Origin of the sequence: Pseudomonas sp. GL-R-26 (assembly GCF_019947365.1) — a bacterium.
In the GTDB taxonomy this organism is placed as follows: Bacteria; Pseudomonadota; Gammaproteobacteria; order Pseudomonadales; family Pseudomonadaceae; genus Aquipseudomonas.
Map to the genome: position 1 here is coordinate 1 of NZ_JAGYGI010000013.1, position 14,303 is coordinate 14,303.

Below are 14,303 nucleotides of genomic sequence, written 5' to 3' on the forward strand. Positions count from 1 at the left end.
TTCTCGCGGAGTAACTTGTGATGCTGATAATCTGTTGACTAGCAGTCTGACTCCACAAGCACCCACACGAATTGCTTGATTCAGTTGTTAAAGAGCGGTTGGTTAAGATCTTTCGTCTCAACCGAGGCGCGCATTCTACAGCAGCCTCATTTGCTGTCAAGTGATTATTTTCAGAAGTTTTCCAAGTTTCCTTTTCAACTTCAACCACTTGCGCTTCAGATCTCTCATCAGCGGGAGGCGAATTCTACAGCGTTACACGCTGCTGTCAACACCTCTTTTTCAACTCCCTTTCGGCTTCGATGAACTGAAGCAGCTTGCTGTCGAAAACTGCGTAACTCTTTGTTTACCAAGGAGTTTTCCGTTTCGACTGCGCCGGAAGAGGGGCGAATTATAGACATCTATAATCTGCCGTCAAGCACTGATTCAGGTTTTCTATCAATAACCTGAAAATCGCCCCAAAGGACGCCTACATAGAAGAACCAGAACGCCCCCTCTATATAGAAGAACCTCCTCATAGGCAGCCACACCCCATGTCATAGCCAAAAACAAAAAAGCACCCAAGGTGCTTTTTTGTTATCGCTATCAGCTGGACAAGGCCGCCACCCTCGCCCGCGCCGTGTGCAGCTTTTTATAGCTGTCGATCAGGCGAAGGTGTCTGTCGAGCCCTTCCAGTTTCATGCTCGTCGGCGTCAGACCATAGAAACGTACACTGCCATCCACGGACCCTATCGCCGCGTCCATCCGCTCGTTGCCGAACATCCGGCGGAAGTTGACCTCGTAGTCGCTCAGTTCCAGATCATCGTCGAGCTGCATTTCCAGCACGACGTTCACGGCCTGATAAAACAAGCCACGCTCGACGGTGTTGTCGTTGTATTGCAAGAAGGCTTCCACCAGATCCTTGGCCTGGTCAAACTTCTGCAAGGCGAGATAAATCAGCAGCCTCAGCTCCAGGATCGTCAACTTGCCCCACGGCGTGTTGTCGTCGAACTCGATGCCGATCAAGGTGGTGATGTCGGTGTAATCATCCAGCTCGCTGTTTTCCAGCCCCTTGGCCAGCGTTCTCAGGCCGACTTTGCTCAGGCTGTGCAGGTTCAGGATGTCAGCGCGGAACTGCAGCGCTTTGTTGGTGTTATCCCAGATCAAATCTTCTACCGGATAAATTTCCGAGTAATCCGGCACCAGAATGCGGCAGGCCTTGGCACCAATGTGCTCATAGACCGCCATATACACTTCTTTGCCCATGTCTTCGAGAATGCCGAACAAGGTCGCGGCCTCTTCGGCATTGGAGTTTTCACCTTGACCGGAGAAATCCCACTCAACGAATTCGAAATCAGGCTTGGCACTGAAGAAGCGCCACGAGACCACACCGCTGGAATCGATAAAGTGCTCGACGAAGTTGTTCGGCTCAGTCACCGCCTGACCTTCGAAGGTAGGCTGAGGCAGATCGTTCAGACCTTCGAAACTGCGGCCTTGCAGCAATTCCGTCAGGCTGCGCTCCAGTGCCACTTCCAGGCTTGGATGTGCGCCGAACGAGGCAAACACGCCACCGGTACGCGGGTTCATCAAGGTAACGCACATCACAGGGAACTCCCCGCCCAGCGATGCATCCTTGACCAGCACCGGGAAGCCCTGCTCTTCCAGGGCCTGGATACCGGCCAGGATGCCCGGGTATTTCGCCAGCACTTCCTGCGGCACATCCGGCAGAGCCATTTCACCTTCGAGGATTTCGCGCTTGACCGCGCGCTCGAAGATCTCCGACAGGCACTGCACCTGGGCTTCGGCCAGCGTGTTGCCGGCGCTCATGCCATTACTCAGGAACAGGTTTTCGATCAGGTTGGAGGGGAAATACACCACCTCATTGTCTGACTGGCGCACGAACGGCAGTGAACAAATGCCACGCTGGGTATTGCCGGAATTGGTGTCGTACAGATGTGAGCCACGCAACTCGCCGTCCCGGTCGTAAACCTTCAGGCAGTACTCGTCGAGGATCTCAGTCGGCAGTTCGTCCTTCGGGCCAGGCTTGAACCAGCGCTCGTCCGGGTAATGCACAAACGCCGCGTTGGCGATGTCCTCGCCCCAGAACTGATCGTTGTAGAAGAAGTTGCAGTTGAGTCGCTCGATAAACTCGCCCAATGCCGATGCCAGCGCACCTTCCTTGGTCGCGCCCTTGCCGTTGGTAAAACACATTGGCGAGTGCGCATCGCGGATGTGCAGCGACCACACATTGGGAACGATATTGCGCCACGAAGCGATTTCAATCTTCATGCCCAGGTCGGCCAGGATGCACGACATATTGGCGATGGTTTGCTCCAGCGGCAGGTCCTTGCCCACGATGTAGGTACCCGCTTCGCCAGTCGAGTGCGGCATCAGCAACGCCTGGGCATCGGCGTCGAGGTTTTCGACCTCCTCAATCACAAACTCAGGCCCGGTTTGCACCACCTTCTTTACCGTACAACGGTCGATGGAGCGCAAGATCCCCTGGCGGTCCTTGGCGGAGATGTCCGCCGGCAATTCGACCTGAATCTTGAAAATCTGGTTGTAGCGGTTTTCCGGATCAACAATGTTGTTCTGCGACAGGCGGATATTTTCGGTGGGGATATTGCGAGTCTCGCAATACAACTTCACGAAGTACGCCGCACACAACGCCGACGAAGCCAGGAAGTAATCGAACGGACCCGGTGCCGAGCCATCACCCTTGTAGCGAATGGGTTGATCGGCGATCACCGTGAAGTCGTCGAACTTGGCTTCAAGTCGAAGGTTGTCGAGAAAGTTGACCTTGATTTCCATGTGCGATTACCAGAATAACGAGCTAAACGATTTGGCCGCCATTATCCGGTTTTTCGGCACTGACCGTTAACTTTCCACTATTTATCGATCAACGCCACACCGCGCTCCTCAAGCAAACGCACAAACATCGTCAGGCTCCGCGACACCGTCCCCCTGCGCCACACCAGCCAGGTGCGCAGATAGCGGAACGACTCCGACAAAGGCCAGACGCTGACCGTCGTGCATCCAGGCATGCTTTCGAGCATGCTGCGGGGCATCAGCGCCAGGCCGGCACCGGCGCTGACGCAGGCCAGCATGCCGTGATAGGACTCCATTTCGAAAATCTTGCCGGGCACCGCCGCTCCATTGGCAAACCAGCTTTCGAAATGATGGCGATAGGAGCAGTTGGAGCGGAAGGCATAGATGTTTTCGCCATTCACATCCTTTGCCCGATGAATCGGCTCATGGTTGAGCGGTGCGATCAGGACCATTTCCTCTTCGAAAGCAGGCACGCCCTCCAGTGCCGGATGCAGTACCGGACCATCGACGAATGCAGCGGCCAGCCGCCCCGACAGCACCCCATCGATCATGGTCCCGGAGGGCCCGGTGGACAGGTCCAGTTCAACTTTGGCGTGCTTCTGGTTATAGGCGGCCAATAGCTCTGGAATACGTACCGCTGCAGTACTTTCCAGCGAGCCCAGGGCGAAGGCTCCCTGGGGTTCTTCACCCGCCACTGTCGCGCGCGCCTCCTGAACCAGGTCGAGAATACGCCGAGCGTAATCCAGAAAGCTCCAGCCGGCCGGCGACAGGCGCAGACGACTCTTCTCGCGGATAAACAGATCCACACCCAGATCCAGTTCAAGCTGCTTGATTCGGGTCGTGAGATTCGATGGCACCCGGTGGATATGTTGGGCAGCCACACTGATGCTGCCGTGCTCGGCGACAGCCTTGAAGATTTCGAGCTGAACCAGATCCAAGTCATTCTCCAAACGTGAACGTTATGCTCAGTATTATTCAGTTTCCAGAAAACATATAGCCCCATAACCTGAGCACATTCCTACCTCGCAGGACGGTGCCATGACCAAAGTATCCAGCCTTACCCATGCCATTTCGATCAACCCGACCACGGGCGAGCAAATCGGCCATTACCCTTTCGAATCCGATTCGGCACTGCAGGCCGCACTGACGCGGGCCGCTACCGGATTTCGCGCCTGGCGCGGCAAACCGGTTGAACAGCGCGCGCAGCTGTTGATCAACCTCGGCCAAGCCTTGCGCAACAATGCCGAGGCCATGGCGAACATGATCACCCAGGAAATGGGCAAGCCGATTGCTCAGGCCCGCGGCGAAATTGAAAAATGTGCACAGCTCTGCGAGTGGTACGCCGAACACGGCCCCGCCATGCTGAGCCCGGAGCCTACCTCGGTGGACGGCGGCAAGGCGCGCATCGAATATCGCCCCCTGGGCCCGATTCTCGCCGTGATGCCGTGGAACTTCCCCATCTGGCAAGTCCTGCGCGGCGCGGTCCCCACCCTGCTCGCCGGTAATACCTATGTGCTCAAGCACGCGCCCAACGTCATGGGCAGCGCCTACCTGCTGCTGGAGACCTTCAAGCAAGCGGACTTCCCCGAAGGTGTTTTCGAGGTCATCAACGTCACTCCGGAAGGTGTATCCAAAGCTATTGCCGATCCACGCATCGCGGCCGTCACTCTCACCGGTAGCGTACGTGCGGGCATGGCCATCGGTGCTCAAGCCGGAGCCGCACTGAAGAAATGCGTATTGGAACTGGGTGGCTCCGACCCATTTATCGTGCTCGACGACGCCGACCTCGATGAGGCGGTGAAAGCCGCCGTGATCGGGCGTTATCAAAACACCGGACAAGTCTGCGCCGCCGCCAAACGCCTGATTGTCGAGCAGGGCGTTGTCGAGGAATTTACGCGCAAGTTCGTCGAAGCCACCCAACAATTGGTTGTCGGTGTTCCACTGGCCACCACCACCTATATCGGCCCGATGGCTCGCTTCGATCTGCGTGACGAACTGGACCAACAGGTGCGCGACACACTGGAAGAAGGTGCGACGCTGCTGATGGGTGGAAAGAAGACGCAAGGCCCTGGCAACTACTATGAGCCCACCGTACTCGGCGACGTGACCGATCAGATGACATCATTCAAACAGGAATTGTTTGGTCCTGTGGCCTCAATCATCACGGCCCGAGACGCCGCCCATGCGCTGGAGTTGGCCAATGACAGCGAGTTCGGCCTCACCGCCACCCTCTACACGCGCAATGCCGAACTTGCCCGGCAGATGACCAACGAACTTGAAACCGGCGGCGTGTTCATCAACGGCTATAGCGCCAGCGATCCGCGCGTCAGTTTTGGTGGCGTGAAGAAGAGCGGCTTTGGCCGGGAGCTCTCGCACTTCGGAGTGCGCGAATTCTGTAATGCCCAAACGGTTTGGCTGGATCGGCGCTAAGAGGGCGTAGTGTTCCGAACTTGTTCAACTTGCCGACCGTTTCTCTGGAGTTCAGCCTGGCTGATCATTGCCTAGAGTGCACCGACCGCTCGCCTCAGCAATGCGATCCATTTCGGTAATTGATGGATATCGGCGGAACACTCGATAATCAGCTCAAGTGTCGCGACACGTTTTGCGGATCAACAAATCGTGTCGATCTCAATTAAGAACCCGGAACGGTGACCGGGTTCTGTTTTCATTCTTGAATGGGAAGGTCAGCTCGCAGCTCCTGCATGTTGAGCAATCCCTGTTTTCTGGGAAAAAAGCCCGACGCTTTTCTCGCTGGTTGACCAGCTTTCATAAGCGCTTTGCTTTAAAGGAACCCAACTGAAACCTGAAGTCAGTTACTGCGGCTGAGTTGAACGTTCTGGGATGTACATTCGGTGGTGCTAACAGTACCCATGAAAGCATTCATCTTCACGGAGCACTTCTCGATATTCAAGCCGTTACGTCCATCGCTTGAGATGTTGGTGACATATGGGCCCGCAGTTGTGCAGCCTGCCAAAACCGCGAGCAAGCCCAAGGCAACGATATTGAATTTCATATGAGTCCTTTCGAGCGGTGGCCTGAGCCAAATGGTTCGCCGAAAACGGCATTGAAACGTAGTCAAAAGCTTAGACCAACCCGAAAAAATCACCCACTCCTCTGTCTCATCCGGTTACGGTGAAGCCATGATTATCGCCATCGTAATGCCCCTCTACATGGCTTGGCTCATCTACAAGGGGTCGCGGCGATGACATCAGACTCGCTTCTTCCCCTTTGCCCAGCCAGCGACCATCAGGACCAACCCAGGAATCCAAAGGCCGGGCGCGGTGATCGCCAGACCGCAGACAACTAGCGGCAGTCCGGTTAAAAACAACGGATTTCGAAACGCCTTTTCCATAGCAACCACTCCATTAATAGTTCCTCTCATTAAACCATATGGCCTGCCGGCGAACTGCGAATAGTCAACGGCACCGGAAAAGGCTCTTCAACGGTCGTCCCCTGCTACTCAAGCGGCCAAGACACAGCGAGGCAGTCTTCTTGCGCCGTGACCTTGGGATGAGCTGAAGATTCCACCAGAAACGCGCCTACACTGAGATGCACAACGTTTGAGAGGACATGGAGCTCCACGCATGCGGACTAGCGCCCTTGTGATACTCCTTATCAGCTATGCCGTGCTGATGGTGGTTTTTTTCAAGCTAAATGCTCGAAACAATCGGCGCCGCAGAGAAGGTCTTTACGAAGCCTTTGAAACTACAATGCGACAGCATGGGATCAAGTCGTTCGAGATACTCAAGGAAAGTATTTATATCGGTAACAACTTTCGGCCATCAGAACTGTACCGAGTATTGTTGGACGATTCCGGGCACTACTTTCTTTACCAGCATGCCAGCAATAGGCAGCCAGTTTTCATGCCGCTGACCGAAGAGCGAGCGTTACAGGCTGCACAGGGTGACATAGGAATTCAGGCATAGATCATCGCAACTGTTGCCAAAATGTAGTGGATGCCGACCTGTGCCAGGGACACATGCAGCGTCTCGCTGGTGGCAGTAGGTGGCCGGATGAAGTGAACATTGCCCGCGAGCATCGCGTTACCGCCGATCGCGATTGAGGCATGGATGATCTTGCCCACCCATCGTGGACCTTTGCGCACAGCACGCGCCAGTTCGCCCACAAACCGTTCAGTCCGCAGGCGACTGCATTCCCCCCGAACCTCTTCACGCCATCAGTCACCTCTGGGGAGAGAGAGTGTGTAACGCAACTGGCGAGGCGAACCGCTAAATCATAGCTCACCTTCAAAGCGTCCCTACCACCTGTTGCTACTGATGCGAAATTGACCCAGTTGCCGACGCAACGCTGACTCAATACCAATGACAAAAATCCAGCACTGGTAACAGTTCACGAAGCATCAGCCTAGGTCAGTGAAATTTCGGCAACCAGGTCAATTTCGCATCAGCAGCAACAGGCAGCAGAGTGAATGCCGTCTGTGTGCACCCCGGCGGGATCAGTTCCAATATTGAGTAGGCCGGACGGCGGGTCAAGCAGGCGGGATTGGAGGAAGAACAGGTGTCGGCCAGCGCGGAAAAGATGCTACTCACCTCGCCGGAACATTGTGCTGCCGACATTCTAAAAGGTGTTCGACTCGGCGACCGCCGCATTCTCACAGGCAACAAATCAACCACTACGTTCTGGTTGGCAAGACTATTGCCAAACGCCTATCCAAAAGTATTGAGCTGGCTCAAATGCTTAGATCCGGACTGACCTGCGGTTAGCTTTCAGAGCCCTCCCCCTAGCAAATACTTTGACAATCCACACGGCATCTGCAACGATAATTTCGTCAGTGTACTGATCTAATTTGGCGCATTGGCACATGATTGATGGCACAGGCTGCATGTGCGACACGCTTCGTCTCCAGGGTCGATTGAAGGATCAGTTTGGTCAATGCACATAATCAGTATACTGACTAATATCATTGATCATCGAGCATGGGACGACAAAGCCGTGAGTTCTGAACCTTCCCAGAGGGCCTTACGATGGAAACGACACAAAACCGAAAAATAACCGTCGCAGAGCAAGCAGGCGCCCTGCTCTTGCTCACTACGAACCCGATGTTTGCCTTACCGGCATGAACCTCCCGGCCAGTGGAGGTGTTCCTGGTTGAGACCCGGCCAGTTGCTCCACGCCACAAGGATCAGGTTTCTAAAAACAACAACAAGAGTCAGATGCCATGCGAAAGATCGATATCAATCAATTGATAGACGGGGCACGTTTCAATCCCTTCCACTGGCGTGTGCTGTTCTGGTGCACGCTGATCCTTATATTTGACGGCTACGATTTGGTGATCTACGGCGTTGTACTGCCATCGCTGATGCAAGACTGGGGTTTGACACCCGTACAAGCTGGCACGCTAGGTAGTTTTGCGCTGTTCGGTATGATGTTTGGTGCGCTGATCTTGGGCCCACTTGCGGACAAGATCGGTCGTAAACCAATTATCGTAGGCGGAATCGCGCTATTCAGCACATTCACCGCGCTGACCGGTTTTTGCACGGACCCTACCCAGTTCGGTATCTGTCGTTTTATCGCAGGATTCGCCATCGGCGGCGTCATGCCCAATGCGGTAGCGCTAATGAGCGAGTACGCGCCGAAGAAACTTCGCAGCACTCTCGTGGCAATCATGTTCAGCGGCTACTCGGTGGGCGGGATGATCTCTGCCGGACTGGGCGTTGTGCTCTTGCCAAACTTCGGTTGGCAATCACTGTTCTACGTCGCTGCCATTCCATTGCTGTTGCTACCGATGATTTATCGATCATTGTCCGAATCCGTGGGATTCATGGTGCGTCAAGGTCGCACGACCGAGGCGAGCCGTGTCATACAACGGATTGAGCCAAGCTTTGTCCCACAGGCAAATGACGACTTCAGCACAGCAACGCCAAAAACTGCTGGAGCGCCAATGGTCCAACTGTTTCGCGAGGGCCGCGCGATTAGCACTCTGCTGCTCTGGACCTCGTGTTTCTGCTGTTTGTTGATGATTTACGCTCTGGGCTCCTGGCTGCCGAAACTGATGATTAATGCCGGTTATGGACTGGGATCAAGCATCATGTTTCTGTTGGTGCTCAATCTCGGCGCGATCGTTGGCGCAATCAGTGGCGGTTGGCTTGGAGACCGTTTCAACTTGCGAAATGTGGTGGTGGTGTTCTTCATCATTGCAGCGCTATCTATCAGTTCACTCGGCCTCCACCCGCCTACGGCCGTCCTCTACGCGCTGGTCGCGATAGCAGGTGCAAGCACCATTGGGACGCAGATTCTGGCGTGGGCCTTGGTTGCCCAGTTCTACCCGATGGGCATCCGTTCGACCGGCCTCGGCTGGGCGTCGGGCATCGGACGCACCGGAGCGATAGTGGGACCGATTTTGGGAGGCGTGCTGGTTGGTATTCAACTGCCACTGCAGTTTAACTTCATTGTCTTCGCCATCCCGGGAGCCGTTGCTGCATTAGCGATGTGCTTCGTTTACCAGCGCAAGTCCAAAGTTCAACCGCAGGCGTCAGCCCGTACTGCGCTGCAGGACTGAACCGCGACCTGGATGCCCTGTAGAAACTGCCGCCAGGTGGCTGTGCTCGACCACGTTTGCGGATCGATCACAGCCGTCTGACGGCAGTCAGTGGAGAGGACTGTTCTTGTAAAAGCTTGCACAAGAACGCCTCGCTAAAAGCCCCGGCAGTCGGCTTCATCACCCCAGTCGTCACTACGTAAAAACCCTTGCTGATTACTCTCTGCCGACAACGGTCGGCGGTCTACTGCATGGCGTGTGCCTGCAGACTTTGCATGATTTCCATAGACAGCGGGCGTGTTGAAGCGGACTTGGGCGCTACCCGAAAAACACCTGAACGCTAAAAAACATCTAATAAGAAGAAACCCCCATGAAAAAACGTGTCCAAAAAACATCCCCTCTGCTCCTGAGCATCGCCATTCTCCAGACGCCACTCTCGGCCCTGGCTGCCGGGGGTTTCATCGAGGGCTCCAGCGCGACCCTGCAGGCCCGTAACTATTACTTCAGCCGAGATTTCTCCGACATCGTTGGCCCCAACAAACAGTCCAAAGCCCAGGAGTGGGGTCAAGGCTTTATCCTCAACGTCAAATCCGGTTATACCCCGGGTGTCGTGGGTTTCGGCGTGGACGCCATTGGCCTGCTGGGCCTCAAGCTGGACAGTAGCCCGGATCGCGTCAAGAGCGGATTACTGCCAGTGCATGGTGACGGCAAGGCCGCCGACGAATACAGCCGTCTGGGCCTGGCATTGAAGGCCAGGTTGTCGAACAGCGAATTGAAGATCGGTGAACTGCAACCCAACCTTCCCGTGCTTACCTTCAGCGATACCCGCCTGCTCCCGCCCTCCTATCAAGGTGCCAGCCTGGTCTCCAATGAGATCAACGGACTGACGCTGCAGGCCGGTCAACTGCATTCCACCAGTTTGCGCGACGAGGCAGGCGACGAAAAAATGCAGGCCATGGTCGGTTCCGTAGTGAAACGCCAAGCCAGCGCTGACCACTTCAACTACGCAGGTGTCGATTATGCATTCAATGATAAGCGCAGCAGTGTTGGCGCCTGGTACGCCCAATTGGAAGACCTCTACAACCAGCGTTTCTTTAGCCTCAAGCACAGCCAGCCTTTGGGTGACTGGACGCTGGGCGCCACCGTCGGTTACTACGACTCCAGCGCTGATGGCAAGAAACTGATAGGCGAAGTGGACAACCAGGCACTCCACTCTCTTCTATCGGCCAAGTACGGTGGGCACACAATCTCGCTGGGTTATCAGGCAATGTTCGGTGATCAAGGCTTCGCCCGGGTATTCGCCAACGTCAGCCCTCTGAGCAACGAGGTGATGACCTACGCGTTCGACTCCGCCGACGAGCGCTCCATGCAGGCGCGCTACGATTACAACTTCGCCGCGCTGGGCATTCCGGGCCTGACCACCATGGTGCGTTACGTCAAAGGTGACAACGTAAAGACTGTTGGCGACTTTGAAGGCCAGGAGTGGGAGCGCGATCTGGACATTGGCTATGTCATCCAGAGTGGCCCGCTGAAAAACGTCGGCATCCTGGCTCGCAATGCCACCGCGCGCTCCAACTACCGCTCCGATGTCAACGAGAATCGCCTGATCCTCAATTACACCCTGAGCCTGTTCTAAGAAACGCTGACGCGCCTCGTCACAGATGAGGCGCGTTGCTGACAGCTGCCCCCGTGTTTTTCGCAGAGTCCAAAAGCGCCCGGGGCAACAAGACCTTAGCGGACCCCACAGCCATGAACAAAAATCTGAGCTTCAGCCATAAAATCCTGCTGGCCGCCGCCCTCATCGTCATTACCGCCCTTGCCTCGTTCACGCTGTATAACGACTACTTTCAGCGCAATGCGATTCGCCGGGACCTGGACAATTACCTGCATGAGACGGGCAACATTGCCGCCAACAACATTCAGATCTGGTTGAGCGGACGCATTCTGCTGATCGAAAACCTCGCGCAGAACATCGCCCTCAACCCCGAACAGTCTGAAATTGCCAAATTACTTGAACAAAAGGCCATGAGTTCAACCTTCTTGTCTGCTTTCGTGGGCGATGCCCGCGGCAGTTTCATTATCCGCCCTGACGCGAAAATGCCTGAGGACTTCGACCCGCGCGCTCGCCCCTGGTACAAGAGCGCTGAAAACAACGCCAGTAGCATCCTGACTGAACCTTATGTCGAAGCAGCGACACACCAGACGGTTATCACTATTGCCAGCGCGTCGAAAAAAGCCGGGCAAAGCGTTGGCGTGGTCGGCGGTGCCCTGAGCCTGCAAACCCTGATCGACAACCTCAAAGCGCTGAACTTCGGCGGCATGGGCTATGCCTTCCTGGTCAGCGCCGACGGCAAGATCCTGGTGCACCCGGACAAATCGTTGGTGATGAAGTCCCTGGGCGAGGCGTATCCGCAAAACACCCCGCGGATCAGCGGCGACTTCAGTGAAGTCGAAGTCGACGGCAAGACGCGCATCATGACCTTCGCCCACATCCAAGGGCTGCCATCGGTCAACTGGTACATCGGACTGTCCGTGGACAAGGACCAGGCGTTCTCGATGCTCAACGACTTCCGCGCCTCGGCGATCATTGCCACCACCATTGCGGTAGTGATCATCATCGCCTTGCTCGGCATGTTGATCCGCTTGCTGATCCAGCCATTGCACGCGATGACTCACGCGATGCAGGACATCGCCGATGGCGACGGTGACCTGACCCGTCGCCTGAACATCCAGAGCCAGGACGAGTTCGGCATTCTCGGCAATGCCTTCAACCGTTTCGTGGAGCGCATTCACCGCTCGATCCGCGAAGGGTCATCGGCCACCGAGCATGTCAATGAAGTCGCACAACGCGTTGTCAGTGCATCGAACGCGTCGATGTTCAACAGCGACGAGCAGTCTAGCCGGACCAGCAGCGTTGCGGCCGCGATCAATCAGCTGGGCGCGGCCACCCAGGAAATTGCCCGCAACGCAGCGCACGCCTCGCACCAGGCCAGCGCTGCCCGCCATCTTGCCGAGGACGGTCAGCAAGTGGTGGATCGCAGTATCGCGTCGATGAACCAACTCTCGAGTCTGCTCAGCGCCTCCAGTACCCACATCGAATCGCTCAACAGCAAGACCGTGAACATCGGGCAGATTCTCGAAGTGATCACCAGCATCTCCCAGCAGACCAACCTGCTGGCCCTGAACGCGGCCATCGAAGCGGCCCGCGCTGGTGAGGCCGGCAGAGGTTTCGCGGTGGTTGCCGATGAAGTGCGCAACCTGGCACACCGGACCCAGGAGTCGGCGCAACAAGTGCAGGTCATGATAGAAGAGCTGCAAGTGGGCGCCCGCGAATCAGTCAGCACCATGGATGAAAGCCAGCGTCACAGCCAGGACAGCGTAGAGATTGCCAACCTTGCCGGCAAGCGCCTGAGCAGCATGACCCTACGCATCGGCGAAATCGACGGCATGAACCAGTCGGTGGCCACCGCCACCGAGGAGCAAACCGCCGTGGTTGGTTCGATCAACATGGACATCACCGAGATCAACACACTGAATCGCGAAGGCGTGGAAAACCTTCAATCGACCTTACTGGCCTGCTCAGACCTTGAGCAGCAGGCCGCGCGTCTGAAGCAATTGGTTGGCAGTTTCCGGATCTAAGCCGCATGTGCCGGAAGAACCGGCGCGCAACAACCGCTGCGGCGCAAACAAGTCCCTGTAGCCGCTACGCTTCCATTTTCGCCTGCAGGCCGCCCACCGCTGGAGAGTGGGCTGGCTCACAAGCTTGGTGAATGGTGGTCTTGCGGTATTTCAGCATCCCGCCACTGCGTTCATTGAGGTAGGCCGTGATCTCGCCAACTATGGCCAAGGCCACGCTCGCCGGGGTATCGCCCCCCAGATCCAGGCCGATCGGATAGTGAAGCCTGGGCAGGCTTTCTGGCAAACGGGCCAAAGCGCCCATCTCATCGAGCAGTCGTTCTGTTCGCTCTCGAGGGCCCAACTGCCCGACATAGGCAGGTGAACATTGCAGAACGTTTTCCAGCCAATGCCGATCCTGTCGGAAGCTATGGGTCATGACCACCACCGCGGCTCCGTCGACAGCGCTGGATAAGTTAAAAGGCTCGTGGATAGGTGCAACAATGACCTGGCTTGCTCCAGGGAACCGTTCCGGGCGAGCAAAGTGCGCACGCCCGTCCACCACCGTTACATGCCAGTTCAAATCCCTGGCGAACCGCACCAAAGGCTGGGCGTCATGACCCGCGCCAAAGATCATCAGTCGGCGTTGTGGCGCGATGTATTCGAGAAAGACCTCGACTTCATCGGCACCGCTTCCGTAAATCATCAACTGAGACTTCCTGCGCGCAAGGGTACTGCGCAAATCACCCTGCAGGGCGTGTTGAAGCGCTTGGCAGCGGATGCCCTCACACGCGTTCATAAAGGCGTTCAGTCCCATTCGAGCACCGACTCGCACACGGGCTGTTCGGCCCGCGGCTATGACGGTCGCCAGTGCTGCCGGTTGACCGGTGGCCTTCACCCGTTGCAGCACATCGAGCAACAGACTCCGCTTGCCGGCATCATGCCGTTCCAGGAGTACATGCACGGTACCGTTGCAGCCCAGGCCAAACGTCAGCGCCGCGTCTTCATCATCGGCGTCCTCCTCTTCCTGGGCTGCCGTGCTGTAACGACGAACCACTGCCCCGCCGGACTCGGTCAACCACCAGGCCTTCCTGGCCAACTCCTGCTCCAGGCAACCGCCGCTTATAGTTCCGACTGTCTGGCCAAACAGTGGAATCAGCATCCTCGCACCCGGACGCCGATAGGCCGAGCCCTCGACCTTGACGACCGTGGCCAGTACAGCATCGATCTTTGCACTGCTGGCTTGATCCACTGCATCCAGCAAGGCGTACAAATCAGACATTGCCACTCTCCAAGGTCATGTTCAGTGGATGGCTGCGCCATCGTCTTCAAGTGATCGGCCCCTCGTTTGCAGGGAAAAACAGCGTTGCCAACAACCCGCCTA

At 56.3% G+C, this 14,303-nt stretch carries 10 protein-coding genes and 1 pseudogene; 7 read left to right on the forward strand and 4 right to left on the reverse strand.

The features are described from left to right. Positions 1–582 precede the first annotated feature (582 nt). Together KGA96_RS15030 and ptrR are read right to left on the reverse strand one after the other, a co-directional pair. On the reverse strand, positions 583–2,787 hold the full coding sequence (locus tag KGA96_RS15030; RefSeq protein ID WP_223513425.1) for an OsmC domain/YcaO domain-containing protein: 2,205 nt from the start codon (positions 2,785–2,787) through the stop codon (positions 583–585). Positions 2,788–2,864: 77 nt separating this feature from the next. Continuing rightward, positions 2,865–3,743, reverse strand: coding sequence for a putrescine utilization regulator PtrR (gene ptrR / locus KGA96_RS15035; RefSeq protein ID WP_046042975.1), 879 nt, complete (start codon positions 3,741–3,743; stop codon positions 2,865–2,867). A gap of 100 nt (positions 3,744–3,843) precedes the next feature. Between ptrR and KGA96_RS15040 the strand changes: the two genes are divergently transcribed. Next, a complete protein-coding gene (locus tag KGA96_RS15040; RefSeq protein WP_223513426.1) occupies positions 3,844–5,235 on the forward strand; it encodes an aldehyde dehydrogenase family protein in 1,392 nt (463 codons plus the stop codon). Between the two features lie 1,154 nt (positions 5,236–6,389). Further along, positions 6,390–6,731 (forward strand): hypothetical protein, encoded by a 342-nt coding sequence (locus KGA96_RS15045; protein WP_046042973.1) that lies wholly within the window; start codon positions 6,390–6,392, stop codon positions 6,729–6,731. On the opposite strand, the gene KGA96_RS15050 is transcribed toward KGA96_RS15045, so the two are convergent. Continuing rightward, entirely contained in the window at positions 6,722–6,889 is a 168-nt protein-coding gene (locus KGA96_RS15050; RefSeq protein ID WP_185754845.1) for a hypothetical protein, read from the reverse strand. The genes KGA96_RS15045 and KGA96_RS15050 overlap by 10 nt on opposite strands. Before the next feature lie 419 nt (positions 6,890–7,308). Between KGA96_RS15050 and KGA96_RS15055 the strand changes: the two genes are divergently transcribed. From KGA96_RS15055 to KGA96_RS29905, 5 genes and pseudogenes are all read left to right on the forward strand, one after another. After that, positions 7,309–7,518: a hypothetical protein gene (locus KGA96_RS15055; protein ID WP_223464779.1), complete on the forward strand. Its 210-nt coding sequence runs from the start codon at positions 7,309–7,311 to the stop codon at positions 7,516–7,518. 466 nt (positions 7,519–7,984) lie between these two features. Next, entirely contained in the window at positions 7,985–9,325 is a 1,341-nt protein-coding gene (locus tag KGA96_RS15060; RefSeq protein ID WP_046042970.1) for an MFS transporter, read from the forward strand. Positions 9,326–9,674: 349 nt separating this feature from the next. Beyond that, positions 9,675–10,940 (forward strand): OprD family porin, encoded by a 1,266-nt coding sequence (locus KGA96_RS15065; RefSeq protein ID WP_223513427.1) that lies wholly within the window; start codon positions 9,675–9,677, stop codon positions 10,938–10,940. A gap of 113 nt (positions 10,941–11,053) precedes the next feature. Continuing rightward, positions 11,054–12,085 (forward strand): annotated as a pseudogene (locus tag KGA96_RS29900) (cache domain-containing protein); the annotation flags it as partial. Between the two features lie 93 nt (positions 12,086–12,178). Next, positions 12,179–12,943 (forward strand): methyl-accepting chemotaxis protein, encoded by a 765-nt coding sequence (locus tag KGA96_RS29905; RefSeq protein WP_411741589.1) that lies wholly within the window; start codon positions 12,179–12,181, stop codon positions 12,941–12,943. Positions 12,944–13,007: 64 nt separating this feature from the next. Here KGA96_RS29905 and KGA96_RS15075 read toward each other — a convergent pair whose 3' ends face one another. Further along, on the reverse strand, positions 13,008–14,201 hold the full coding sequence (locus KGA96_RS15075; protein WP_223513429.1) for an XdhC family protein: 1,194 nt from the start codon (positions 14,199–14,201) through the stop codon (positions 13,008–13,010). Positions 14,202–14,303: the final 102 nt, after the last annotated feature.